Source organism: Vibrio natriegens NBRC 15636 = ATCC 14048 = DSM 759, from assembly GCF_035621455.1.
In the GTDB taxonomy this organism is placed as follows: Bacteria; Pseudomonadota; Gammaproteobacteria; order Enterobacterales; family Vibrionaceae; genus Vibrio; species Vibrio natriegens.
The window spans coordinates 490304-516658 of sequence record NZ_CP141823.1 but is presented as its reverse complement, the minus strand read 5'-3'; the positions used below and the strand labels follow the sequence as shown (position 1 = coordinate 516658).

At 44.7% G+C, this 26355-nt stretch carries 24 protein-coding genes; 12 read left to right on the top strand and 12 right to left on the bottom strand.

Annotated features, from left to right (window positions below; genetic code table 11):
• Complete coding sequence (gene secF / locus VER99_RS16805; RefSeq protein ID WP_020334160.1) at positions 1–903, top strand: protein translocase subunit SecF; 903 nt, start codon at positions 1–3, stop codon at positions 901–903.
• A gap of 148 nt (positions 904–1051) precedes the next feature.
• On the opposite strand, the gene VER99_RS16800 is transcribed toward secF, so the two are convergent.
• Positions 1052–1672 carry a LysE family translocator gene (locus VER99_RS16800; protein WP_024372999.1) on the bottom strand — a complete coding sequence of 207 codons (621 nt, stop codon included), beginning with the start codon at positions 1670–1672 and terminating at the stop codon, positions 1052–1054.
• A gap of 724 nt (positions 1673–2396) precedes the next feature.
• Between VER99_RS16800 and VER99_RS16795 the strand changes: the two genes are divergently transcribed.
• The 4 genes from VER99_RS16795 to phaC all read left to right on the top strand — a co-directional run bounded on the left by VER99_RS16795 (position 2397) and on the right by phaC (position 6592).
• A complete protein-coding gene (locus VER99_RS16795) occupies positions 2397–3137 on the top strand; it encodes an SDR family oxidoreductase (RefSeq protein ID WP_014233785.1) in 741 nt (246 codons plus the stop codon).
• A gap of 17 nt (positions 3138–3154) precedes the next feature.
• On the top strand, positions 3155–4363 hold the full coding sequence (locus VER99_RS16790) for an acetyl-CoA C-acetyltransferase (protein WP_031779209.1): 1209 nt from the start codon (positions 3155–3157) through the stop codon (positions 4361–4363).
• A 45-nt stretch (positions 4364–4408) separates the two neighbouring features.
• Entirely contained in the window at positions 4409–4756 is a 348-nt protein-coding gene (locus VER99_RS16785; RefSeq protein WP_014233787.1) for a phasin family protein, read from the top strand.
• A gap of 66 nt (positions 4757–4822) precedes the next feature.
• Complete coding sequence (gene phaC / locus VER99_RS16780; RefSeq protein ID WP_014233788.1) at positions 4823–6592, top strand: class I poly(R)-hydroxyalkanoic acid synthase; 1770 nt, start codon at positions 4823–4825, stop codon at positions 6590–6592.
• Between the two features lie 194 nt (positions 6593–6786).
• Here phaC and VER99_RS16775 read toward each other — a convergent pair whose 3' ends face one another.
• From VER99_RS16775 to napF, 6 genes are all read right to left on the bottom strand, one after another.
• Positions 6787–6921, bottom strand: a complete 135-nt coding sequence (locus tag VER99_RS16775; RefSeq protein ID WP_014233789.1) for a TIGR02808 family protein — start codon at positions 6919–6921, stop codon at positions 6787–6789.
• A gap of 12 nt (positions 6922–6933) precedes the next feature.
• On the bottom strand, positions 6934–7512 hold the full coding sequence (locus VER99_RS16770) for a NapC/NirT family cytochrome c (RefSeq protein ID WP_014233790.1): 579 nt from the start codon (positions 7510–7512) through the stop codon (positions 6934–6936).
• 28 nt (positions 7513–7540) lie between these two features.
• Positions 7541–7996, bottom strand: a complete 456-nt coding sequence (locus VER99_RS16765; protein ID WP_014233791.1) for a nitrate reductase cytochrome c-type subunit — start codon at positions 7994–7996, stop codon at positions 7541–7543.
• A gap of 79 nt (positions 7997–8075) precedes the next feature.
• A complete protein-coding gene (gene napA, locus VER99_RS16760; RefSeq protein ID WP_020334163.1) occupies positions 8076–10565 on the bottom strand; it encodes a periplasmic nitrate reductase subunit alpha in 2490 nt (829 codons plus the stop codon).
• Complete coding sequence (locus VER99_RS16755) at positions 10562–10870, bottom strand: chaperone NapD (protein ID WP_014233793.1); 309 nt, start codon at positions 10868–10870, stop codon at positions 10562–10564. The genes napA and VER99_RS16755 overlap by 4 nt, the downstream gene beginning before the upstream one ends.
• 37 nt (positions 10871–10907) lie before the next feature.
• Positions 10908–11393: a ferredoxin-type protein NapF gene (napF, locus tag VER99_RS16750; RefSeq protein WP_014233794.1), complete on the bottom strand. Its 486-nt coding sequence runs from the start codon at positions 11391–11393 to the stop codon at positions 10908–10910.
• A 261-nt stretch (positions 11394–11654) separates the two neighbouring features.
• Here napF and narQ point away from each other — a divergent pair, with 261 nt between their 5' ends.
• Positions 11655–13391 (top strand): nitrate/nitrite two-component system sensor histidine kinase NarQ, encoded by a 1737-nt coding sequence (gene narQ / locus VER99_RS16745; RefSeq protein WP_020334164.1) that lies wholly within the window; start codon positions 11655–11657, stop codon positions 13389–13391.
• Positions 13392–13395: 4 nt separating this feature from the next.
• Positions 13396–14010: a response regulator gene (locus VER99_RS16740; RefSeq protein WP_020334165.1), complete on the top strand. Its 615-nt coding sequence runs from the start codon at positions 13396–13398 to the stop codon at positions 14008–14010.
• Between the two features lie 47 nt (positions 14011–14057).
• Here VER99_RS16740 and VER99_RS16735 read toward each other — a convergent pair whose 3' ends face one another.
• Entirely contained in the window at positions 14058–14231 is a 174-nt protein-coding gene (locus VER99_RS16735) for a hypothetical protein (protein WP_014233797.1), read from the bottom strand.
• Between the two features lie 258 nt (positions 14232–14489).
• Between VER99_RS16735 and VER99_RS16730 the strand changes: the two genes are divergently transcribed.
• Both VER99_RS16730 and pepT read left to right on the top strand, forming a co-directional pair.
• Positions 14490–15353, top strand: coding sequence for a DUF6279 family lipoprotein (locus tag VER99_RS16730; RefSeq protein ID WP_020334167.1), 864 nt, complete (start codon positions 14490–14492; stop codon positions 15351–15353).
• Between the two features lie 103 nt (positions 15354–15456).
• Positions 15457–16689, top strand: a complete 1233-nt coding sequence (gene pepT / locus VER99_RS16725) for a peptidase T (RefSeq protein WP_020334169.1) — start codon at positions 15457–15459, stop codon at positions 16687–16689.
• 79 nt (positions 16690–16768) lie between these two features.
• Here the strand turns inward: pepT and VER99_RS16720 are convergent, their stop codons facing one another.
• Positions 16769–17233: a dCMP deaminase family protein gene (locus VER99_RS16720; protein ID WP_014233800.1), complete on the bottom strand. Its 465-nt coding sequence runs from the start codon at positions 17231–17233 to the stop codon at positions 16769–16771.
• Between the two features lie 385 nt (positions 17234–17618).
• Between VER99_RS16720 and vmeY the strand changes: the two genes are divergently transcribed.
• Positions 17619–18746, top strand: coding sequence for a multidrug efflux RND transporter periplasmic adaptor subunit VmeY (gene vmeY / locus VER99_RS16715; RefSeq protein WP_020334171.1), 1128 nt, complete (start codon positions 17619–17621; stop codon positions 18744–18746).
• Positions 18747–18754: 8 nt separating this feature from the next.
• The gene (vmeZ, locus tag VER99_RS16710; protein WP_020334172.1) at positions 18755–21907 is read left to right on the top strand and encodes a multidrug efflux RND transporter permease subunit VmeZ; all 3153 of its coding nucleotides are present in this window, start codon (positions 18755–18757) and stop codon (positions 21905–21907) included.
• A gap of 90 nt (positions 21908–21997) precedes the next feature.
• Here the strand turns inward: vmeZ and VER99_RS16705 are convergent, their stop codons facing one another.
• The gene (locus tag VER99_RS16705; protein WP_020334173.1) at positions 21998–23767 is read right to left on the bottom strand and encodes a methyl-accepting chemotaxis protein; all 1770 of its coding nucleotides are present in this window, start codon (positions 23765–23767) and stop codon (positions 21998–22000) included.
• Positions 23768–23852: 85 nt separating this feature from the next.
• Positions 23853–24266: an alternative ribosome rescue aminoacyl-tRNA hydrolase ArfB gene (arfB, locus tag VER99_RS16700; protein ID WP_014233804.1), complete on the bottom strand. Its 414-nt coding sequence runs from the start codon at positions 24264–24266 to the stop codon at positions 23853–23855.
• 76 nt (positions 24267–24342) lie between these two features.
• Here arfB and VER99_RS16695 point away from each other — a divergent pair, with 76 nt between their 5' ends.
• Positions 24343–24945 (top strand): beta-phosphoglucomutase family hydrolase, encoded by a 603-nt coding sequence (locus VER99_RS16695; RefSeq protein WP_020334174.1) that lies wholly within the window; start codon positions 24343–24345, stop codon positions 24943–24945.
• Positions 24946–25051: 106 nt separating this feature from the next.
• Here VER99_RS16695 and VER99_RS16690 read toward each other — a convergent pair whose 3' ends face one another.
• On the bottom strand, positions 25052–26035 hold the full coding sequence (locus VER99_RS16690; RefSeq protein ID WP_014233806.1) for an OmpA family protein: 984 nt from the start codon (positions 26033–26035) through the stop codon (positions 25052–25054).
• Positions 26036–26355 lie beyond the last annotated feature (320 nt).

Sequence of the window (26355 nt, the reverse complement as noted above, 5' to 3'; positions counted from 1 at the left end):
ATGGTCAAAATATTACAGCAGCATATTCGTAAAATTCGCTACTTTACTACCTTAGTTTCACTAATTTTAACTGTGATTGCGCTAGCCGCGTTGGGAATGAAAGGGTTAAACCTGGGCCTCGATTTTACCGGCGGGATGGTGACAGAAGTTAAAATAGACAAGCAGTTAACCAATCAAGATTTGCTCAGTGCGTTACAGCCTGAATTGGGTGAATCGACATCTGTGACACGTTCTGGCGAAGAAGGTCGCTGGGTTATCCGTTATTCAGCGCCAGAACAAGGCCAAGAGCTACCAAGTGTTGCGGATGTATTAAAGCCGATTTCGCATCAGGTCGATGTGGTCAGTAACAGTATCGTTGGGGCACAAGTTGGTCAGGATCTGTTTGAGCAAGGTGGTCTCGCGCTGCTCGTTTCGATCTTAACCATCTTGGCTTACTTATGTTTTCGCTTTGAATGGCGTTTAGCCAGCGGATCATTATTCGCCCTCGCACACGATGTGGTGCTTGTATTAGGTTTCTTTGCGATTACTCAGATGGAGTTTAACCTCACCGTTTTTGCCGCAATTTTGGCGATTCTTGGTTACTCTCTGAATGACTCGATCATCATCGCTGACCGAATTCGAGAGTTGCTTATCGCGAAGCAGAGCTGGAAAACAGAAGAGATCAATGATCAAGCTGTCATTGCGACATTTTCTCGTACCATGGTGACATCCGGAACCACATTAATCACAGTCGGGGCATTGTGGATCATGGGCGGAGCTGCGTTGGCCGGATTTTCTACTGCTATGTTTATTGGTGTTCTATCTGGCACTTGGTCGTCTATTTCAATTGGTACCGTTTTACCAGAGCGATTGAAATTGGAGCCAAAACATTATTTACCAGTAGAGATTGACACTGCGCCTTAATGCATATTTGTGTTTATAGCTAAGAGAAAAACGCCACTCGTTCTGAAGTGGCGTTTTTTATTTCATGGGAATGGAAATACTATTGTTGGAGACAGAGAAACTATTTGGGAACGCTATTAGAGCGCTATCAGAAGTCAGCGCTATACCATTAACTCATTAATAGCCAAACTCCAACACCCATCATCAAAGTGCCAGCGACGCGATTCATAAGGCGTACATTTTTTGAATGACCTAATACACGCTTTAAGCCTTTTCCTCCCGTTGCATAAAGCGACATGCAAATGAATTCAAACATTAGAATAATGGAAATTAAAACGGCCAATTGAGGCGCAAGTGCAGCATTCTGATCAATAAATGGTGGGAGTAGAGAAATCATAAAAGCCCAGCCTTTTGGGTTCGCAATCGCAGTTACGAAACCTTGAATGACTAAATTCCAGTTGCCCTGAGGCAAGGCGGATTCTGTCTCTAGATTGATTGCTAGTTTTCCTCGGGAGCGCCACATTTCAATGCCTAGGTAAAGCAAATAGGCGCCGCCGATAAATTTAAGGACGATAAACAACCACGGATAATTAAGCATAATTGCCGCTATGCCCAGCACTGCTGAAATCGACACAAGGGCAACTCCTGCGAGCTCTCCCATCATCATCCACAATGCGCGGCGATACCCGACACTCATTCCTAACGTGAGTGCAAGTGTCATACACATCCCTGGCGTAATAGAGACGAAAAAGAAGGTAGGGATGAACATACTAAGCAATGTCATATTCATAGGTGGTATCGATTAGCTAATAAAAGGACGACTCACAAAGATAGTGCAAAGTCGTTACAGATGCTACTACTAACTTTTAATCACTTTTATATTTATATTATTGAACTTAATTAATTATATTAAAGTAAAATACATCAATGTTTAATCAGCGCGTCATATTAGTGCGCTTGCACCAGCTCGGAGCGAAGGTTTTAATTTGATTGTTATAGTTATAAATTAATTATTAGTAATAGTTCTCTTTTACAGTTCATATTCCAAGTTTAATTACGATACTAAAGAGGCTGTTTTAAACGTGTTAAACGTTTACATTAATATAATCAATAATTAATTTTGAACTAATACTCTATTTTTTGTTTATAAAACGCTTGGTAAATATTAAATATGATCTTATTTCACTAAATGGTGTAATTTGTTCTTGTTTTTATAAGTTATTGATTTTTATGGTTTTTTGTGGTTTTCGTTTGAGTTTATCTACGATTTAATTTCATTTTAAAACAATGACTTATATTTAATTGCTAATTATTTAACAATTATTTAACCTTTCATTGTTTGTGAGATCTAAATCAATAATACGAAAATAGACTATAGTATTATTTGAAATGTAATACTTATGGATTAAATTAAAATAAAAGGCGTTAAAGGATTTCTGCCGAATAAATTATTAAACAATTAGATTTTGTAATTAGTAGTTTGATTTATTTTCCGATAAAGAATGGAGTCGTCAATGAATAAAGTCGCTTTGATCACCGGGTCAAAAGGCGGAATTGGTTCCGCAATTTCCTCTCAACTCGTCAACGATGGCTATCGTGTCATCGCTACTTACAACACTGGCAACTATGAGTGTGCGTTGGAGTGGTTTAACAGCAAAGGGTTTACCAAAGATCAGGTTCGCCTTTTAGAGTTAGATGTTACCGACACTGCTCAGTGTGCAGAAACGCTAGCCCTTTTGCTTCAAGAAGAGGGGACGCTTGATGTTGTTGTCAACAACGCAGGTATCACTCGTGATGGCGTCTTTAAGAAGATGACCGCAGAAGCTTGGAACGATGTAATCAATACCAACCTGAATAGCTTGTTCAACGTTACTCAACCAATTTTCGCAGCAATGTGTGAAAAAGGTAGCGGGCGCATCATCAATATCTCGTCGGTTAACGGTCTGAAAGGGCAGTTTGGCCAAGCAAATTACTCGGCTGCGAAAGCAGGCATGATCGGCTTCTCTAAGGCGTTGGCTTTTGAAGGCGCACGTTCAGGCGTTACCGTTAATGTGATTGCTCCAGGATACACAGGGACACCAATGGTAGAGCAAATGAAGCCAGAAGTGTTGGAATCGATTACTAATCAGATTCCAATGAAGCGTTTAGCGACACCAGAAGAAATTGCAGCATCTGTTAGCTTCTTAGTGAGTGATGCAGGCGCATACATCACCGGCGAAACACTGTCGGTGAACGGCGGCCTTTACATGCACTAAGGATAGAGATAGAGATGATGGAAAAAGTTTATATCGTAGCAGCAAAGCGTACACCTATTGGCGCATTTGGTGGAAGTTTAAAAAATACTTCAGCAGGCAATCTGGCAGCAGTCGCAATTAAAGGGGCGCTTGAAGCTGCAAATCTCGGCAGCGACAAGATTGATGAAGTGATTGTTGGTAACGTCGTTAGTGCTGGCCAAGGGATGGGCGTAGGTCGTCAGGCAGCAATATTTGCGGGTATTCCGGAGTCTGTACCAGCGTATGGCGTCAACATGGTTTGTGGTAGTGGCATGAAAACCGTGATGGATGCGGTTTCTCACATTCGCAGCGGTGATGCTCAAGTGGTTGTTGCTGCAGGCGTTGAGGTGATGTCTCAAATCCCGTTCATCGTTCCTAGTAGCGTCCGCGATGGGAATAAAATGGGCAACATGGAACTGAAAGATCTTTTGATCACCGATGGCCTAACGGACATTTACAATCAGTACCACATGGGTGTGACTGCGGAAAATGTGGCAAAGGAAGTGGGCATTAGCCGCGAGCAGCAAGACGCGTATGCTTTAGCCAGCCAACAGAAAGCGGTCGCCGCGATTGAAGCAGGCAAATTCAAAGATGAAATCGTACCGGTTGAAGTAACTCAGCGCCGTGAAACGATTATTTTCGATACAGACGAATACCCTAAGGCAAACGCGACACTTGAAGGCTTGAGCAAGCTTCGCCCGGCCTTTGACCGTGAAGGTACAGTCACAGCGGGTAACGCATCAGGAATCAACGATGGAGCGAGTGCGATCATCGTGGCATCAGAAAGCGCGGTTCAAGCTCATGGTTTGACACCTCTGGCTGAGGTTGTCAGTTATGCGCAGTCAGGTATCGATCCAAAGATCATGGGGCTAGGGCCAGTCGAGTCAGTGAATAAAGCGCTCAAGAAAGCAGAGCTTAATATTCAGGATATTGATGTATACGAGCTGAATGAAGCCTTTGCCGCTCAGGCTCTTGGGGTGATTCATCAGTTGGCGGAAACAAACCAAGTTCCAGTCAGTTCGATTCAAGATAAAGCAAACTTTAATGGCGGTGCGATTGCATTAGGTCATCCACTTGGTGCCTCTGGCAACCGAATTCTGGTCACTTTAGTTCACGAACTTCATAAGCAGGACGCCCAATACGGTGTAGCTTCACTGTGTGTGGGTGGCGGTATGGGGACAGCTGTCATTCTAAAAGCAATTAAGTAATTTTTTTAAACGGACATTTATATTCATTTATCTAGGAGATACACCATGTACACTGATTTTTTCAAAACATTCAGCGATCAAACAGAAAAAACGCTAGAACCTTACTTGAAGTTCAACAAGCTTGTGACTAAAAACGTTGAAGTACTAACTGAGCTTCAACTTAACGCGATGCGCACGTACAGTGAAATGGGTATTACGCAAATGAAAGCAGCGTCAGAAATCAAAGACGTGACTTCTCTGACTGCGTTCAATAGCCAGCAGTTAAGCGTACTGACTAAGCTTTCTCAACAAATGATGGATGACAGCAACAAGCTGCAAGCTATCGCAAAAGAATTCAAAGAAGACGTTGAGAAAATGACTTCGGAAAATCTTAAGACTGTTACTCCAGCGTAATTTGTCCGATTCTCGCCGCCCCTAGATTTGGGCGGCGTTGTTTTTTCCGAATATAGGAGTAAGACTATGTTTCAACACTTCTTTTCGGACTATCTTGTAAAGCTTCAGGAAACCAATCAACAATGGTGGCATGATTTCGAAGTCAACAAGGCAGTCGTGAATTCTCCTTTGAACAAGGCTATGCAAGAAGTGAACTTTGAGGACACTGCCAAACTGTTTGAACAAGCTGCCAATCAACCTGCTGCTATTCTTAAGCTGCAAGCTGAATGGTGGGAGCAACAATTGCAAATCTGGCAGAACGTTGTTCTGGCAGGTAACAAGACGCAAACAATAGAAGCAGAAAGGGGAGACAAGCGTTTCTCTCATGAGGATTGGCAAAATGAGGCGATGTATAGCTTCATCAAGCAATCTTACCTTTTGTTCAGTAAAACGTACTTGGACACCATCGAGTCATTAGAAGGCTTAGATGAGAAGGCAAAAGAGCGAATTATTTTCTTTTCCCGCCAAGCCATCAATGCCCTCTCCCCATCTAACTTCATCGCGACCAATCCAGAGCTTTTAAAACTGACACTTGAACAAAACGGTCAAAACTTATTAGTAGGTTTAGAGCAGTTTAAGGAAGACGTTGAGTCGAGCGCGGATATTTTAAAAATCCGTATGACCAACAACAATGCTTTCCGTGTTGGTGAAGATGTCGCCACCACGGCAGGTGATGTGGTTTTCAAAAATGAACTGTTTGAGCTGATCCAATACCGTCCGGTGACGGAAAAGGTGAATGCAACGCCATTGCTGATCGTACCGCCGTTCATTAACAAGTACTACATTCTTGATCTCACCGAGAAGAACTCGATGGTTCGCTGGTTGCTGGAGCAAGGACACACTGTATTTATGATGTCCTGGCGTAATCCCGGTAAAGAGCAAGCGAACGTTGAGTTTGGCGATTATGTTACTGAAGGTGTGGTAAAAGCTGTCGCAGCGATTGAAGACATTACTGGTCAAGAGCAAGTCAATGCCGTTGGTTACTGTATCGGCGGGACCGTTCTTGCAAGTACTGTTGCCTACTATGCGGCGAAGCGCATGAAGAAACGCATTAAATCCGCGACCTTCTTTACGACGCTTCTCGACTTTTCTCAGCCGGGAGAAGTGGGTGCCTACATTAATGATGTCATCATCAGTGCGATAGAAGCGCAGAACAACGCGAAAGGTTACATGGATGGCCGTTCTTTAAGTGTGACATTCAGTTTGTTGCGTGAGAACAGCTTGTACTGGAACTACTACGTGGACAATTACTTGAAAGGCAATAGTCCGGTAGATTTCGACTTGTTGTACTGGAACAGCGATAGTACCAACGTGAGTGCTGCCGCGCATAACTTCCTGCTTCGAGAGCTCTATTTGGAAAACAAACTGATACAAGATAAAGGCGTGAAAATCGGCGGTGTTTGGATGGATCTAAATAAGATTAAAATCCCAAGCTACTTTGTATCGACCAAAGAAGACCATATCGCACTATGGCAAGGCACGTACCGTGGCGCTCTGAACACGGGTGGTAACAAGACGTTTGTACTAGGTGAATCTGGGCACATAGCAGGTATTGTCAATCCACCGTCTAAGGGCAAGTACGGCTATTGGTTGAACGATACGCTAGAAGACTCTGCCGAGGAATGGCTAAGCAGTGCTGAACGTAAAGATGGGTCCTGGTGGACGCATTGGAACGAATGGCTACTTCAGTTCAATCCAGAAGAGCAGGTTGAACCATTCCCTGTTGGCTCTGAAAACAATCCTGTGATTGATGAAGCGCCGGGAACCTACGTTAAACAGGTATTGCCTGTGAAATGACCTTAAATGGTTATGTTTCCTTCCGCATTATTATTTTGGCGATACTCTTGGCGGCCCTCGTGGTCGCTTTTTTTTATCTGGTCCGGCGTAAAACAAAACAGCGCTGAGATTATCCCAGCGCTGTTTAATGGTTGATGCATGAACAAGTTTGGAACATGGTTGCTTTCGGGTATCCATGCATTGCGTTGTTTGGATTACAGGTTCTTGTCTTTACCCAGCGACAACACCCATAGAGAAACGGCAGCGACGCCAACAAAGCCAGACAAGATGATTACTGGCATTGCGCTGTATCCTAGGATGTGCCAAATCACAGATTCTAGTGTACTCATGGTCAGTTCTCCTTATTGCCAGCCTTCTACGCCGTGCATATCAGGTAATTTGTGTGCGATACCTTTATGACAATCTACACAGGTTTTATCGCCTGAAGCCAACGCTGTAGAGTGTTGCGCAGAAGCACGAGAGCCTTGTTGTGAATAGTCCATATAGTCGAACTCGTGGCAGTTACGGCATTCTAAAGAGTCGTTTTTCTTCATACGAGCCCATTCACGTTCTGCCAAATGTCCACGACGTTCCTGGAATTTCTCTGGCGTATCGATAGTGCGCAAAACATAGTGAGCAAACAACTCTTTTGAAGCCTGAACTTTACGTACGATCTTATCTGTCCACTCATGCGGAACGTGACAGTCTGAACAAATCGCTCGTACCCCAGAGCGGTTTGAGTAGTGGATAGTCTCTTTGATCTCAGCAACAATTGGCGCGTGGCAACCAGAGCAGAACTCTTCGGTGTTTGTCGCTTCCATTCCCGTGTTAAATGCGCCCCAAAACAGCAGACCGCCAGCAAAACCGAGGAATAAAACCACACCAGCGGCAGCTTTGCTTGGGCTCTTCAGTCTATTCCAAAACGCTTTAAGTATTTTCATAAGTAACCTCTTAGCACTCGCGTTTCATTTACTGAAGCGAATCTACAGCTTGGAATTCGTTTTCCACTAATGGCTTCGCATCGGTTTGCGGAACGTGACACTGCAAACAGAAGAAGCGACGAGGAGAGACATCGGCAAGCACAGCGTCTTGACGGTTAACATAATGGGTTACGCTGATTTTTGTCGCGCCAGAGTCTTTTGCATTTTTCCAGCTATGGCAGGCAAGACATTTATTCGCGTTTAAAGACACCTCATAGTTACGAATACTATGTGGAATCAGCGGTGGCTGATAAACAAAGCTATCCTCAACGATTTGATCTTTTGGGAAGTCTTTAAACTCGTCAGCAGGGCGAGTATCTTCAAGTTGAGACATGCCACGCAAAGATTCTAGTCCACCAGTACCACCTGGGTTGTTTAACTCAGCTTGTGCAATGCCTGTCACCAAAGCACCTACAGATAAAAGTGCGACAAGTAATTTTTTCATCGTTTCTTCTCCGCCTTTAAGGCTTAAGTTCTTTTTCAGGCCGCCGCGTGGGCGGCCGTTTTATTCGATATCTGAAGGGTTAAGCAATCTTAGTGATTTTGACCGGACACTTTTTGAAGTCTGTCTGTTTTGACAGTGGGTCAGTTGCATCAAGGATTAACTTGTTAATCAAAATACGAGCATCAAAGAACGGTACGAATACCAAACCTTGTGGAGGGCGGTTACGACCACGCGTTTCTACGCGTGCTCGTACTTCACCACGTTTATTCGCGATCAGTATTTCTTCGCCGCGACGAACATTACGTGCTTTCGCATCTTCAGGATGCATGTAGCACACCGCATCTGGAACCGCTTTGTAAAGCTCAGGAACACGGCGAGTCATGGTACCAGTATGCCAGTGTTCAAGAACACGGCCTGTACATAGCCATAAATCGTATTCGGAATCTGGCATTTCTGGTGGCGCTTCGTATGGCGCGGAGATGATCTTCGCTTTACCATCTGCGTTACCATAAAAGTCCCAACCAGAGCCTGCTTTAGCGTACGGATCAGAGCCTTCTTTAAAGCGCCATTGCGTTTCTTTACCATCAACCACAGGCCAGCGTAAGCCGCGTACAGTGTGGTAAACATCGTAAGGTGCTAAGTCATGACCATGACCGCGACCAAATGTTGCATATTCTTCGAACAGGCCTTTCTGAACGTAGTAGCCGAAGTGATGAGAATCGTCGTTTAGTTCACGTGCTTCTTCGACAGGGAACTTGTCGACCTGACCGTTTTTAAACAGCATGTCATACATGGTTTTACCACGGTATTCAGGAGCTTTTGCGAGTAACTCCTCTGGCCACACTTCTTCCATCTTAAAGCGCTTCGCAAACTCCATGACTTGCCATAGATCCGATTTCGCTTCGCCTACCGTACCAACTTGTTGATACCAGGCTTGAGTACGGCGTTCTGCGTTACCGTAAGCGCCTTCTTTCTCAATCCACATTGCGGTAGGAAGTACCAAGTCGGCCGCTTGCGCTGTCGCAGTTGGGTATGGGTCTGACACCACAATGAAGTTTTCTGGGTTACGGTAACCAGGAAGACGCTCAGTGTTAATGTTCGGACCCGCCTGCATGTTGTTGTTACATTGAACCCAGTAACAGTTCAATACACCGTCATTTAGCATTCGGTCTTGAAGAACCGCGTGGAAGCCTGGTTTTGGTGGAATGGTGCCTTCAGGCAGTTTCCAGATCTTCTCTGCGATTTCACGGTGTTTAGGGTTTGCTACCACCATGTCTGCTGGCAGACGGTGAGCAAAGGTACCCACTTCACGCGCAGTACCACAAGCTGATGGTTGACCAGTCAATGAGAACGGGCTGTTACCCGGAGTCGCGATTTTACCGGTTAGCAAGTGGATGTTGTAAACCAGGTTATTCATCCATACGCCGCGAGTATGCTGGTTCATACCCATGGTCCAAAGTGACATCACTTTTGTGTTTGGATCCGCGTATTGTTTCGCAAGCTCGATGAGTTTCTCTTTTTCTACACCAGAGATTTCCGATGCTTTCTCAACGGTGTAAGGAGCAACAGACTTTTTGTACTCTTCAAAAGAGATAGCAGTCAGTTTGCCTGAGTTTGGATTTTTAGCCGCTTTTTGTAACGGGTCGTCATCACGTAAGCCGTAACCAATATCGGTGTCTGCTTGAGTGAAGTTGGTGTGCTTGTTAACGAAGTCCCAGTTTACCGCGTCATTTTCGATGATGTAGTTGGCGATGAAGTTAGCGATCGCAAGGTCAGACTGAGGATTGAAAATGTAGCCATGGTCCGCCAGCTCAAATGAACGGTGGTAGTAGGTAGAAAGGACGTTAACTCGAACATGAGGGTGGCTCAGGCGACGGTCAGTAATACGTGTCCACAGTACAGGGTGCATTTCTGCCATGTTAGAACCCCAAAGAACGAATGCATCTGCGTTCTCGAAGTCGTCGTAACATCCCATCGGCTCATCAATACCAAAGGCGCGCATGAAGCCAACTACCGCAGAAGCCATACAGTGACGTGCGTTCGGGTCGATGTTATTTGAACGGAAGCCTGCTTTCATCATTTTTGCTGCAGCGTAGCCTTCCATTACGGTCCATTGACCAGAACCGAACATACCGACACTAGTTGGGCCTTTTTTCTCTAGCGATGCTTTCCACTTCTCAGCCATCGTATCGAAAGCGACATCCCAAGATACTGGCGTAAACTCGCCATCTTTGTGGTATTTGCCATCTTTCATGCGCAGCAATGGCTGTGTCAGACGGTCTTGACCGTACATGATTTTAGACAGGAAATAGCCTTTGATGCAGTTCAGACCTTTGTTTACCGGCGCTTCTGGATCACCTTGTGTAGCGACCACTTTGCCATTTTGCGTACCAACTAGAACAGAACAACCTGTACCACAAAAACGACAAGGCGCTTTGTCCCATGTGATTTTGCTCTGGTCAGAGCTGGCAATCAGGTTTGCGGCAGAGGCTGGTAATGTAATACCTGCTACAGCAGCAGCCGATGCAGCCGCGTTTGCTTTCACAAACGCACGTCTTGTCATTTTCATACTTCACCCTCAATTTGGGAATGTTGTGTTCCAGTGTCTTGGTTATCTGTTTGTTCAAGTTCAGTCTCAATTTGGTGGTAAACCAAGACGGTACTTAAGACATTCGGTAAATTATTAATCGCATCGATAGTATCGGTAATGAATCCCTGGTTTTCGGTCTCCAGCACCACAACGATTTTGCCTTCTGGACTGTCACCGTATATCTCGGCGTTTTCATACGCTTCGATCTGGGCCTTGATCTCATCCAGATGCTCAGGCAGTACGTGTACTACCAAACTTGAAATATGCACTTCATTTAGAGACATATCGTTCTCTCAGTTATTGCCTTTCTATGTGTACGGCTCAGGCTGTTATATTGCTCACATTGATGGATGAAGTAGGGCACACAGAGACACATGCGCCACATCCGTTACATTCATCAAGGTTTAAATTTGGTTGCGCTACTTTCCCAAGCTCCAATTTGAACTGAATCGCCATTGGGTCGCACATATCACCGCAGCTACGGCATTCAACATTTTGTTTTGCTAAACAGTTGTCATTTATTTGTGCTTTTGCCTGCCAAGGTTGCTCTGTTTCTGCTAAAAATAGTGGTTCGGGACAGGCATCTGCGCATTGATAGCAAAACGTACATTCATCAATGCTAAAGTCGACCGAAGGGAAGCCGCCGTCACTTTTAGTTATAATTTTAGTTTCGCAGACATCGATACACTTACCGCATCGAGTACAACCATCTGTAAACTGCTCAGGTTGTGCTAACCAAGGTAAGCGTACTGCATCATTGGTGTGCGTTTTTCTTGCAAAGAGTCTTCTTCTTGAAAGGTTTACCACTTAACCACCTCAATGCGGATGTTCATCTTAAAATTTGGTACTCAAATAAGCTTAGCCCACAATTTTCATTAATAAACTGTCATTAACGCTAACGAAATTGTAGTTTTTGACATATTCGTATAAATACCTCCAAGGGGTTAATTGGGGGGTAATATTGTTTTAGATCAATTAATTCTGTCGCGAGTGATCACATATTGAGGGCGCTGAAGCGTCACGGGCTCACTGCATAAGCCAGTCGGACAATAAAGTAAGGAATTCAGATTGTTTAAAAATGTGAAAAAGTCAGTAACTGGGACGATTGCATCTGCAATGCTGATCATTCTGCTGTTATCGATTGCTACCACTGGATTCGCTATTTTCACGCTCGCGTCTAGCCTCAACGATGCTGAAGCGGTCAATGTTGCAGGGTCAATGCGCATGCAGAGTTATCGGTTGGCTAATGATATTCAAATCCAGTCGGTAGATTACTCGGATCATATTGAAACTTTTGAGCGTTCGATTTATTCACCTTCGATGAAAGCGTTGCAAAACTGGTCAGTACCTGAAGATATAACCCAAGACTATTACGGATTAATTGCTCGATGGCATGAACTCAAATTGGTTCTGAAGCAAGAGGATCCGAGCGACTATCAAATGTTGGTTGCGGGGTTTGTTGCGCAGATTGATGCGTTTGTGTTTAAGCTGCAAAGCTTTTCAGAACAAAAGTTGATCAACTTAGCGTGGGTCGGTGGCCTTGGTCTTGGCGGGATTCTGTGCGCAAGTGTCTTTGTTGTTCTCTTTGTCCGCCGCGAAGTGGTTAAACCGTTGCGATCTTTGGTCGTCGCGAGTGAGCAGATTAAAAACCGCACCTTTGATATTTCGCTTGAAGTTCAAAGCAATAATGAAATGGGCATACTAACACGTACTTTTAACCGTATGGCTACCGATCTTGGCAAACTCTACCGGGGGTTAGAAAAAGCGGTTGACGAAAAAACTCGTAAATTGCAGCAGGCGAACCAGTCTCTCGAAGTGCTTTATGATTCATCAAAAGAACTGACGGCTTCACGAATCGGCCAAGATAATTTTCAGGCTATTTTACAGCACCTTGCAAGTCTGGAAGGTATTAAGGCGGTTAAGCTCGAGATCGAGCAGGTGGGGGAGCCAAATTGGATTCTTGCCGAGGGGGAAGAGTGCTGCCATGACTGCGATGAAGCGTGCCACGCAGATCCGCTCGTACTTGATGGCGAGCACTTAGGGTACTTGTATTGGAAGGCAGGGCTGCCTTGCCCAAATGAAACGCTAATTGAAAACTTTGTACAGATTCTTTCCCGAGCAGTTTATTACAATCGAGCTCAGCGACAAGCGGAACAAATATTGTTGATGGAAGAGCGGGCGACCATCGCGCGTGAACTGCATGACTCACTGGCTCAGGCTCTCTCTTACCTGAAAATTCAAGTCGCTTTGCTGAAGAGAAGCGTGAAAAATTTGCCGGATGAAAAGGCTATATCACAAGCGAATCAGGTGATTGCTGAGCTGGATACGGGGTTATCGGCTGCGTATACTCAGTTAAGAGAGCTACTCACAACCTTCCGCTTAACAATAAAGGAGGGGAGTTTTGGGCAGGCATTACAAGAAATGGTTGCTACATTAAATGAACAAACGGCGACTAAGATATCCTTAAACAACCGTCTTTCTTCAACAGAATTAGACGCGCATCAACAGGTGCATTTACTGCAATTGATCAGAGAAGCGACCCTGAATGCGATAAAGCATGCACAGGCGGATAATATTGTTATTCAGTGCCTCGATTGTGACGGCAAGATCACTGTAACAATAGAAGATGACGGAGTAGGCTTTGATCATCAAGACCAAAAAATTAATCATTACGGTATGAGTATCATGCAAGAGCGAGCAACAAGACTACATGCAGATCTTCATGTAGTCGCGTCGAAAAACAATGGTTGTACCGTAACACTAGAATTCCAACATAGTAAGGAAGTAAACATTGACAGCGTGTAAAGTAATGCTGGTGGATGACCATCCACTGATGCGACGTGGTATTCAACAACTATTAAGTTTCGAGCCAGAGTTTGAAGTTGTTGCAGAAGCGAGTAACGGTGCAGACGCTGTTGCTAAAGCGCATGAATTGGAACTGGATTTAGTGCTTCTTGACCTCAATATGAAGGGAATGTCTGGTTTGGATACGCTGAAAGCCTTGCGAGCTGACGGATGTGAAGCGCGCATTGTTATTTTAACGGTCTCGGATAGCCCGGCGGATATTGATGCGATTGTTCGCACCGGTGCCGATGGGTACTTGCTGAAAGATACTGAGCCAGATGAGCTAGTAGAGCTTTTGAAGCAGGCTCATAGTGGCGACAAAACATACAGTCAGGAAGTAGCAAAGTATCTTAGTGAGCGCGGCGAGCAAGAAGACGTATTTGATGCGTTAACCGAACGTGAAAGCCAAATACTCAAAGAAGTGGCGAAAGGGTTTCGAAACAAACAAATTGCAGACCGTCTATTCATCTCAGAGTCGACAGTCAAAGTGCATATGAAGAGTTTGCTCAAAAAACTAAAAGTCCCTTCTCGCACAGCGGCTACTGTTCTCTATTTAGAACGTTTTGGCGATAGCAAGTAGCAATAACAATGATCAACCCCGCCTCTATTATGCATAGAGGTGGATTTTCAATAATCTGGGCGAATAGAGTACAAGTCGCTAATATGCTTCCCACATCCTAAATAAAATTCATAAGCCGAGTCTTTGTTCTCGGCGTCAACCATCATGCGGAACATTCTTCCCTGTTCAAAATATAGAATTTCATATTCTACACAGTTATCAAGTTGCTCAACGGCAGCCATACTTAGCCTCCATAAACTATCCTAGAATTATTCAAGCAAATTATATGCCGTTTAGGGAGCGCTATTCGATTTGTTTTTTAGCCAACCAATACGCTCTAATTCACTTTTTTGCGGATAGTAGTGATCAAAAAGTTCTTTTCAAACTCTATATTCTATTAGGGTGACAACAAATATTTGTCACATCAAGGTAAGTTTGCCGCAATATTAAGTGATACCACTGATTATAGAGGGTAAACAAAAGAAAAGGGAATTCGGTAAGTGATTAAATTACATGACGTATCTAATAAAGTACTTCGGTACAGCCTTATATTGGTTTCCATTTTTCTCCTGGCTGGTTGTACTAAAAAGTTTTTCTATAACAATTTAGATTGGTTTGTCCTCGAATATCTGGACGATTATGTCACGCTCAACCAAGAGCAAGAAAGTTTGCTAGAAGAGCGGTTGTTATTCTTAGCTGAGTGGCACAAGCAAGAAGAGCTGCCTCGTTATGTCGACCATTTAAAGGAAATGGAAACCATGACAGAGGAAGATATTACGTTAAATTACTTACAGCAAAGCCGAGAAAGATTCCGAGAGCATTATAACCGCATTATTAGTAAGGTCGCGCCCGAATTGTTCTCATTAAGCTTGTTATTAACGCCGCAGCAGCAACGTGAGTTTTTACTTAACGTACAAAAGGACTATAAGAAGAGAAACGCTAAATATGCGGATAAGACAGAAAAGGAAGTGAGAAAGATTGTTTTTGAAAATACGGAAGAGTGGGTGACAGAATGGATAGGGGAGCTAAATGATGATCAACAACGCTATGTGACGCAATTTTCTAATCAAGTTATTCTCAATAGCCCTTTATGGCGTAATTATCGAGCATCAATATATCAAGAGATCGAATATATGTTCGACAATAAATCCAACAGTGTTATTTATCAGAAAGTGTTCATGCAATTAATGTTTGAGCCAGAAAGTTTTTATAGTGACCAACTATCTCAAAATATGGATCACAATCTCGCGCTGGTGGACCAACTCACCCTTTCGCTCTCTAAGTCCATGACGAAAAAGCAGTGGAACCATTTTCGCGGCGAGGTTGCCCAGTGGCGTTCGTTAGCACAGGAGCTTCTCGATTGAACGGTAGGATTAGCTCTGTTTTTAAATAGAAAATGATTCAAAGCAAGTTCTTATTCTACGTTGGGCGTAACATGCTAAGAAGCCTAGAGTAATGAGAATAATTATGAAGCATTTAGTTGAAAGATTTCTTCACTACGTCACGTTCAATACCAAATCAAATCCCAAAGTGACGACCTGTCCAAGTAGTCCGGGGCAGCTCGTTTTTGCACAACATTTAAAACAGGAAATGATTAACCTCGGCTTAAGTGATGTTGTTTTAACCGACCATGGTTACCTTATGGCGAGGTTGCCTTCTAATGTGAATTACGATGTGCCCGCTATCGGTTTTATCGCGCATATGGATACTGCGCCAGATGCGTCCGGTAAAAATGTTTCGCCTCAGTTTGTGGAAGACTATCAGGGGGGCGATATTGCGCTGGGGCTCGGTGACGAAGTGTTATCACCTGTTCAATATCCTGATTTGCATCAGCTTCATGGTCACAACCTAATCACGACCAATGGCAAGACCCTTTTGGGCGCAGATAATAAAGCAGGTATCGCAGAGATATTATCAGCAGTGGCGATGCTGATTGAAAACCCTGATATTCCTCACGGCGATATTTGCATTGGATTCACGCCCGATGAAGAGATCGGTCGGGGCGCTGATAAATTCGATGTTGAAAAGTTTGGTGCACAATGGGCATACACCGTTGATGGTGGTCCTCAAGGTGAACTTGAATATGAGAATTTCAATGCAGCGACCGCTGACGTTGTTTTTCACGGAGTCAGCGTTCACCCCGGAACTGCAAAAGGAAAGATGGTCAACGCGATGAACCTGGCGGCCAAATTTCAGGTTCAGATGCCCGAAGACCAAACGCCCGAAACCACAGAAGGTTATGAAGGCTTCTACCACCTTAAATCAGGCAGCCTTGGCATTGCTCATAGTGAGCTGAGCTATATTATTCGTGACTTTGAGCGAGAAGGTTTGGAAAGTCGTAAAGCTTTTATGCGTCAGCTCGTCGATGAGATGAACGCCGGTCTGAAACATGGCTGTGTAGAAATCAAAATCACAGACAGCTACTACAACATGCGTGAGATGGTCGAGCCTTATCCGCATATTATCGACCTGGCAAAGCAAGCGATGGAAGCCTGTGATGTTGAGCCTCTGATTAAACCAATACGAGGCGGAACCGATGGGGCTCGTTTGTCGTTTATGGGGCTACCCTGCCCAAATATCTTTACTGGCGGCTTTAACTTTCATGGTATCCATGAATTCGTGTCAGTAGAAATGATGGAAAAATCGGTGTTGGTGATCGCCAAAATTGCAGAGCTCACGGCGAAGAAATACCAAAAGTGATAGTGACTGCCGCGAACAAATAGAAACAGCCCAGACGATATCTGGGCTGTTGTGTTTTTAGTGTTACTTTAAATGAAGGTTAACGAACGTCTGTTCCTTCAATTTCGATTTCTTCTAACGGCAGCCAGTCCACTTCTACGCCAGCTTGATCGAACATATCCTGACTCACCTGAATCTTATCTCCCCAGCGAGACAGAAAATCTTCTGATTGCTCTGGGCAATGTACGCGTGAGATGCCAGTCTGAATAATTTTTGCCGCGCAGTTAGGGCACGGAAAATGCGTGACCCAAATGTCACAGCCGTCTAAATCACGCTTAGAAAACAGAATAGCGTTTTCTTCTGCATGCAGTGTTTTTAAGTATTTAAGTTCTCGCTCATCGGTATCCACGCTGTCGGAAACCCCGTGTGGATAGCCGTTAAAGCCAACAGAAACGATACGGTTTTGCTTAGTAATTACTGCACCAACTTGTGTGGAGGGATCTTTACTCCAAGATGCCACCAATTCGGCCATTTGGTAAAAACGTTTCGCCCATTTAGAAATCATGTACATCCTCTCGATCGAAGGCTTTGAAATATCGAAATGATAACTCATTTTGTTGTAAAAAATAGTCAAAAAACGAGTGCTGACGCTTAATTGCTCACTTTTCATCGTTCTGTCAGGTAAGGGAGTCTGGTCGACAGGCTCTAGATGTTGGTGAAGGGGGAGAGAAAAGTAGTCATACACTGCGTTGATGTTTGATGGATTTTCATACTCCAGAATTAATAAAGATCATAAAAAAATTTCCATCGCATCACGTTAATTTTACTTGGTTTCATTTAATTACAATTAGAAACGATTTGCATAATTTATGTAGGAGAATTCGCACTCTACAGACGGTAAGGTTGAAGGGTTTTTTAATAATATCCTGTTCCATAAAAATGGTAAATACATGCAAAAGAAAACACTTGTCGCACTAATAGCGGCCACTACTATCCTTGCAGGATGCGGAGAAGTGAAAAATACCCAGGGAGGGAGTCAGGCTCCTCTCGTTGTGACACAGGATGTCATTGTTATCGACTATCAACCAAGCAAGTCGTATATCGGCCGAATTGAAGCGGTAGAAGATACCAATATTACCGCTCAAGTTTCAGGTTACCTGAAAGCGCGTCATTTTGATGAAGGGCAAATGGTAGAAAAAGGCCAATTGCTTTATACCATCGAGCCTTCTTCTTTCGAAGCTCAGGTAGCAAGTGCGAAAGCAGCATTGGCGCAAGCTAAAGCGGCACTTAAGAAAGCAGAGCTTGACCACCAACGCGGGAAAAACTTGCTTCCTCGCGGCAGTATTTCTCAGTCAGAGTTTGACGCTCTGACCGCGGCGCTATTAGGTGCCAGAGCGGAACTTGAAGCAGCTAACGCCCAGTTGAAATTAGCGGAGGTTAACCTCTCTTATACCCAGATTCGTGCACCATTTAGCGGCCGTATCAGTGATACCAAAGTAAGTACTGGTGATTTGGTTTCTCCATCATCAGGGGTGTTGACCACATTAGTTAGCCTTGATCCCGTTCACACCTCATTCAGTGTCAGTGAGCGCGAACGTCTGGCGATGGGTATGGACAAAGTGAAAGGGGATGGCTCCGCGGAATCCAGTAATGTAGAAGTACAGCTAGAGCTGGAAAATGGAGAATTCTTTGAGCACTTAGGGCAACTCGATTTCTTGGGTAACCGCATTAACACCCAAACTGGCACGATTGCGATGCGAGCGATTGTCACCAACCCTGATCATAAGCTATTGCCGGGTCAGCACATCAAAGTGAACTTGCGCGATAAGAACACAAGAGATGTGATTGTCGTGCCACGTCGCGCGGTACAAACGGATCTGGAGGGAGACTTTGTAATGATCACCACCGAAGGTAATGTGGCTGAGCGACGTAACGTTGTGCTGGGGCCGCAAGTAGAGCAAGGGATCATTATTCGTGATGGTCTGGATCAAAACGATTCGGTGATCACACAGGGCTTACAGCGTGTTCGCAATGGCGTAGAAGTGAGTATTCAAACTCCGACTGAAGATAAGCAGTAGGGGGCAGAATGCTAAGTCGTTTCTTTATACAAAGACCAAAGTTTGCTCTGGTCATTTCCATCATTTTGACCTTGGCGGGGGCTATCTCATTAGCCATCCTGCCAGTTGCAGAATACCCACAAATCAGTCCACCTTCAGTTAGTGTGTCGGCGTATTACACCGGAGCAAGTGCTGAAGTTGTCGAACAAGCGATTGCCGACCCGATAGAAACCTCGGTGAACGGTGTTGAAGACATGATATACATGTCTTCGAAAAGTGCCAACGATGGCTCTTACAGTTTGAACGTTACTTTCGATGTCGGAACCGATCCCGACATGGCGCAAGTTAACGTTCAGAACCGAGTGTCGCAGATTGAATCCAAATTGCCACAAGAAGTACGCATGGTAGGCGTGACGGTTAAAAAGCGTTCTCCTGATCTTCTGATGGTGCTGAACTTCTATTCTCCAGACGGCAAGTATGACGATAAGTTCTTGATCAACTACATTAACTTGAATGTAAAAGATCAGCTTGCCCGCGCTAAAGGGATCAGTGAAGTTAACGTGATTGGCGGTGGTGAATACGCGATGCGAGTCTGGTTGGACCCTGAAAAAATGGCCAATCTCAAGCTGACAACATCAGATGTGTATTCTGCGTTGGCCGAGCAAAACGTTCAGGTCGCGGCTGGTCGAGTAGGCGCCGCGCCATACAATAACCCGCAAGAAGTACAGTTCAACCTAGTGACAAAAGGCCGTTTGGAGAGTGTTAGCGAGTTTGAAAATGTCGTACTTCGCGCCAATTCCGATGGTTCAACCGTTTACTTAAAAGATGTCGCACGCGTAGAACTGGGTAAAAAGTTCTACGACGGTAATGGTCAGTTCCGTGGTCAAGACGCGTCTATCGTTGCGTTGTCCCTTCAGTCAGATGCCAATGCGCTGGAAAGTGGCCAAGCGGTAATGGAACTGCTTGAGCGTTTGAGTAAAGACTTCCCAGAGGGCATGGCGTACGAAACCAGTTATGACACAACGGTGTTTGTTTCTGAGTCAATTAAAGGGGTCGTCAAAACACTGATAGAAGCGATTTTATTGGTTATCGCGGTTACTTATCTGTTCTTAGGCAGTGCGCGTGCCACGTTGATTCCGGTGGTCGCGATTCCTGTGTCGCTGATCGGTACGTTTGCCATCATGCAAGTAACAGGCTTTACCATTAATACTGTTACTCTGTTTGGTTTGATTCTCGCGATTGGTATCGTGGTGGATGACGCTATCTTGGTTATCGAAAACGTGGATACAACCATGGCGAAGGATCCAACCATTTCACCGCGTAAAGCCACTCTGCTTGCGATGAAAGAGGTAACTGGGCCAATCATTACCTCAACCTTAGTGCTTCTTGCCGTGTTCCTTCCGGTGGCAATGCTACCTGGTATTACCGGCATCATGTATCGTCAGTTCGCGCTGACTATCTGTATCTCGGTAGTGATTTCATCGATTAATGCGTTAACGCTTTCTCCAGCGTTATGTTCATTGGTGCTAAAGCAAGGTGGTGGCAACACGGCAAACTGGTTCCAGGCCTTTAACCGTGGTCTAGAGCGTGTGACCAAAGGCTATGGTCAGGTTGCAGGCTTCCTGGTGAAGAAATCACTTTTACTTGTGACTTTCTTTATTGTTGCAGTTGCGGCGGTATCTTTCTTTGCCAAGACAACCTCCACTGCATTTGTTCCTCAGGAAGATAAAGGGATCTTGCTGGTAAATGTTCAACTACCAGATTCTGCGTCTTTGTCTCGTACTGAAGAGGTAACGCGTGAGCTAATGCAAATGGTAGAGCAGGAACCTGGTGTTGACGGTGTGACTGTCGCAAACGGTTATTCATTCATGACTGGAGCTGCCGCTTCAAATGGCGCTTCGATGTTCATTAAATTGCACGACTGGGAGACGAGAAACGCGTTAGATGGTGACCACTCTGCAAATAGCATTGCTAACCGTATCAACGGTCTTGCTGCGATGAAATTACCACAGGCAGTAGTGTTTGCGATGGGGCCTCCTGCGGTTCCGGGTATGGGAGCTGCGTCGGGCTTTGAATTTGTGTTGGAAGATACCTTGGGACGCAGCCGTACCGACTTGTCCATGGTGATGGGTGAGATGATTCAGGCGGCAAACCAAGCGCCGGAAATTGCTTATACCTTCAGTACATTCCGTGCCAACGTGCCGCATTACTACGTTGATATTGATCGTGAAAAGGCGCAGCAACTCGGTATTTCATTGTCCTCAATCTTCCAGACACTGCAAGGCAACTTAGGCAGTTTGTATGTGAATGACTTCACCATGTTTGGTAAGAACTTCCGAGTGACCATGCAAGCGGACAGCCAACATCGTAGTAGCATGCAGGACTTAGAACGTTTCCACGTGCGTACGGCTGGTGGAGATATGGTTCCGCTAAGCACACTGGTTAGTTATGAGCAGGTGTTTGAGCCAGATGTTGCATGGCGATACAACATGTACCGCAGCGCGATTATTCAAGGCCAACCAGCACCGGGTTATTCAAGTGGTGACGCGATCGCAGCCATGGAGCGTGTCGCGGCAGAGGTTCTGCCTCAAGGTTACACCTATGAGTGGACGGGTATGGCTTATCAGGAAGTGCTGGCTGGCAATCAGGCTATCTATGCTTTTGCATTGGCACTGATCTTCATTTACCTGTTCATGGTGGCACAGTATGAGAGCTGGAGTATCCCGCTGGCTATTATTCTCGTCGTGCCAGTTGCGACACTCGGTTCTTTCCTCGCACTGAACTTAACTGGAACGCCGTTGAACTTGTATGCGCAGATTGGTCTGGTTCTGCTGATAGCCTTAGCCGCGAAGAACGCGATCTTGATTGTGGAGTTTGCTAAGCAAGAACGCGAAGAAAAAGATGCGGACATCGACAGCGCGGCGGTGAAGGGTGGTACATTGCGCTTCAGAGCGGTAAACATGACGTCGTGGTCATTTATCTTGGGTATTTTCCCATTGATTTTTGCTGCTGGTGCCGGGCATGTGAGTCAGAACTCTTTGGGTATTTCCCTGATTGGTGGCCTGCTATGTGTGCTTCTTGCGGGTACATTCCTGATCCCGGGTTTCTATGCTCTGGTTCAGAAACAACGTGAGAAGGTGCATGGAGGCAATACTAAAATGGTCCCTCTTGATGATGAGTAGTGATGAGCAAACGTTGGTCATCGCCCTTTAAATGAAAAAGCCCGAAGTGTCATGCACTTCGGGCTTTTTATTTGGAACTATCTTAGCGGATTAGGCGACGCGAGTTTTAAACTCTGCAACGGCATCATCCATATCATGAGCTTGAGCCGAGACGGAATCTACTTCCAGTAAGCACTCTTTTGCTGATTGCATATTATTTTCCGAGATCACATTGAGCTCATTGATTGAGTCGCTAACCTGATTCATCACAATACCTTGCTCCTCAATCGCAGAAGCAATACGCTCCGAGTTCCCCTGAATCGTATGCATGTCAGTGATAATTTGTTGCAGGCTAGCGTCCAGCTGCTCAGAAGCACTCAGCGTTTGTTGCCCTTGATCGTTACACTGGTCGATATCGGACACGACGGCCGACATTTGCACCTGAATATCGGTGACCACTCGCGTTATTTCTTCAGTAGATTGATGCGTACGACTGGCCAGTGCTCGAACTTCATCAGCAACCACGGCGAAACCGCGACCTTGCTCACCAGCACGCGCAGCTTCGATAGCTGCATTAAGCGCGAGCAGGTTAGTTTGTTCAGCGATTTCCTGAATGATATTTACCGCGCCGCCAATCTTAGCGACATGCTGATTTAAAGAGCTGATAGATTGCTGGCTGTTAGATAAAATGCCACTCAGCTGGCCAATATTCGTCACAGTGGCTTCGACGACTGTACGTCCTTGCTCTGCATTGTTGGCGGCTTGATGAACGCCTTCTACAGCAACAGACGTACTTTCTGATATTTCACCGATGGTCGCGACCATCTGTTGAACCGCTGTCGCCATAGAGGCGGTGTGATCGGTTTGAGTGTGAAATTGCTCCATGACGCCTTCAAGCTCACGGTGCATATTGTCGGTGCTTGCGGTCAGTTGCATCGACTTCTCTTGCGTGTTCTGAATTAAACGCTCAAGTTTTTCCAGCAGATCATTAAGGTGATGGCTGATATCAAACAATTCATCTTTACCCGCTAGATCGGAGCGTATTGATATATCGTTGCTCTCGCTGATGGTCTTTATTGTTGTTAATAGGCTACTTACGCGAACGTTAATTGATCGAGATATTTGCCAGATAAGCACAAATAGAACGATCAGTACCAGAGCCGTAATGACTTGCTTAATGGTGCTCATACTCTCTTCGCGCTGAGTGGCTGCAGAATCAATCATCGACGAGAAAGTATCGAACTGCGTTTCTACTGCATGAGAGAGTGCTCTAGTCTCACCAAGTAATCCTTTGTTGTAAGCGACCCCAATGAATTGTTTCTGATTGGCAAGTTGCTTTGCAACCTTCAGCAGTTCCGGTGCATCAATACCACCTAGCGAGTTAGGTTCGAATTGACCTGCCTTTACCGCGTTATCAAAATGAATAAGTGCCAGAATCTGCTGGTGGTCGGCAAGTTTTTTCGCATCGAGCAATAGCGGTTCATATCGTCCTAAAAGTCCACTTTCACTGTTAAGACCATATTGTTGAGAAGCGGATGCCAGAGTCTGAAATCCTCTTTGGTAAGCCAGCAGGTCTGTTTTTAACTGGTGACTTGATGGGAGGTCATAATGCGTTAGTATTTCAGCAAGTTCCTCTTCAAGTTGGATAAATAGGTCAACATTGTCGTTAAATTTTTCTAAGTACTTTAAATCGCTACGAAGAAGAAAGTCTTTCTCATTACGTCGCAAATTTAATAAGCGAATTTCCAAATCACCCACATGCTTAATGGCGTGGTTAAGTTCATTACTCTGGTTGGCGAAATGAGATGAGGTACCCAAAAGGGTCACAATGCCTAAAATGGCGATAGCTCCTAGGAAGTAGAGTTTTTGCCGAATAGTCATATTGTTTTTTCCTGAAAAATTGCTCGGGCGTATTGAGCTGCCGGTGAGGTGAGGATGAAATTTTTACTTTGTTATCTGCTTTTGCTTAATACTGTACTTTCTTACGTTGCTGCTTTTTAGTGCCCTGCTTGTTTTTACTGTCAAGGCGACGACGTTGTGAAGCGCGAGTCGGTTTAGTGTTAATGCGCTTCTTCTTTTGTATAGCAGCAGATTCAATCAGTTCTTGCAGCCGATTCAGAGCGTCTTCTTTATTTTGTTCCTGCGTGCGAAACTGTTGTGCCTTAATAATAATCACGCCATCTTTTGTGATACGGCTATCCGAAAGCGCGAGTAATCGCTCTTTGTAAAACTCCGGTAAAGTTGAGTGACGTATGTCAAAGCGCAAATGAATTGCAGTCGCTACTTTATTAACGTTCTGCCCACCATTTCCTTGAGCTCTTATTGGGGATAACTGGATTTCCCATTCCTGAAGTGTGACGGAGTTCGAAATTTTGAGCATGATAAGAGAATGCCGATAGGGACGATTGAAAGAGCTGATAAATTAACATTACAGATGTAAGAATAGAAGAAAAGACATGAGCACGATTGATTTCAGGCCATATCAGGGGTTCATCTTCGATATGGATGGTACCTTGCTTGATACGATGCCGGCCCATCTTGCTGCTTGGCAAGCAACCGCCGACCGGTTCGAATTTCCATTTTGTCAGGATTGGTTCCATAGTTTAGGTGGTATGCCGAGCTTTAAGATTGTCATCGAATTAAATAACAGACATGGGTTATCACTTGACCCTAAGCAAGTTTCTAAGTTTAAGATGGAAACCTTCGCGGCGATGGAATTGCACGGTGAGATTATCCCTTGTACTAACGTCGTGTTAGAAGAGTATCGCGGTTTTAAAAAAATCGCAGTAGGGACGGGGAGCCAACGCGACAGTGCGATGCGTTTACTCAGTCATGCGGGTCTGTTAGACAAGCTGGATACAGTCGTTACTGCTACAGATGTTGAAAATCATAAGCCGTTTCCAGACACATTTCTTATGGCGGCAGAACAACTCGGTTTAGATGCGTCAGGTTGCCTAGTTTTTGAAGATACGGAGTTGGGTAAGCGAGCTGCACATGCGGCAGGGATGGATTGTGTCATGGTCGACGGTGATGAGCTGGTATTCTTCGCTAAACCGTAAATAAATGAGAAGTTTAACCGTTAGCCATTTGTATATTATGTAATTGCCATTAAAAAGGGGTGCGTTTGCACCCCTTTTGTCAATCAATATACTGATATCACTGAGCTTATGGTTGAACCATTTCGATTACTTCGTACTCGAATTCTGGAACCACAACTTCAACACGACGGTTTAGAGCGCGACCTTCTTTAGTGCTGTTGTCAGCTACTGGGTTTTCTTCACCCATGCCAGACACAGTCAGACGGCCTGCATCAATACCTGCTGCTGTTAGGTAATCAGCAACCGCTTGAGCACGACGCTCAGACAGTTTTTGGTTGTACGCTGCTGGACCTGAGCTATCAGTGTAACCTGTAATCTCTACGTTAGCTTGAGGGTATTCGTTCAAGTGTTCAACGAAGTTGTCAAGACGTCCAGTAGCTTCAGGTGTAAGTTTTGCGCTATCAAACTCAAACGTACCTGAACCGTACTCTTCTTTGTGAGTTTTCATAACTGCAACTGGTTCTGGCTCTGGCTCTGGCTCAACTACGGCCGCGACTACAGGAGCAGCTGCGAATGTGTAGTTAACACCAACAGAGAAGAAGTTTGCGTCCATATCGTCCCATACGTCATCAGACATATCTTGGTAACGTTGGTACTCAGCGCGTAGGCTTAGGTTTCGGTTTAGAGCGTATTCAGCACCTAGCGAGCCTGTTGGAACGAAATCTTTTTCGTCACCAGACATCATGTAAGCACCACCGATCTTAGCAAACAAGTTAAAATCGTCTGAAAGAGGTAGGTTTAACTTAGGTGCAAGAGTCATTGCCCACAGGTCGCCATCGATAGTATCAGCGCCTGCAGCTGTCTTGAAGTTAGCTTCGTAGTTACCTAGGAAGTCTACACCGTATTCAAGATCAAAATATTCATTAAAGCCATAGCCAACGTGCATTCCGGCCGCGAATGCTTCATCATCACAAGGGCTGTTTAGATAGCAAGCATCATCGAGTGTACTCATGCCCACTTTGCCCCCGATATACATTTCAGCTTGCGCAGTGTTCAAAAGAGCGCTACCACCAGCTACCACCGCTGCTACTGCAATTGCTACTTTGTTCATAATGTTTCCTTGTATTGATTGCATATTAATTTATACGTCGTGTTATCAAAATTAAAGAAAAAACCAGTTATTATAGGAAATTAGTTTATTAGTTAATTCATTTCATATCAAGCAACAAAATATAAGAACTAGCTATACTTTTCTGTATTCAATACCTCACAAACTTCTGATATTTCTTACATTGTAGTAAAGATTTTCAAAGGTATAAGAAAATATATGATAATTTTGAACTTTTCTCCGTAAATAAAAATTTACACTGTGTTTGTTATTTAACACTGGTAGATTGTTTGCATTTATTTGCAAAAAGTGATTGAAAGTCT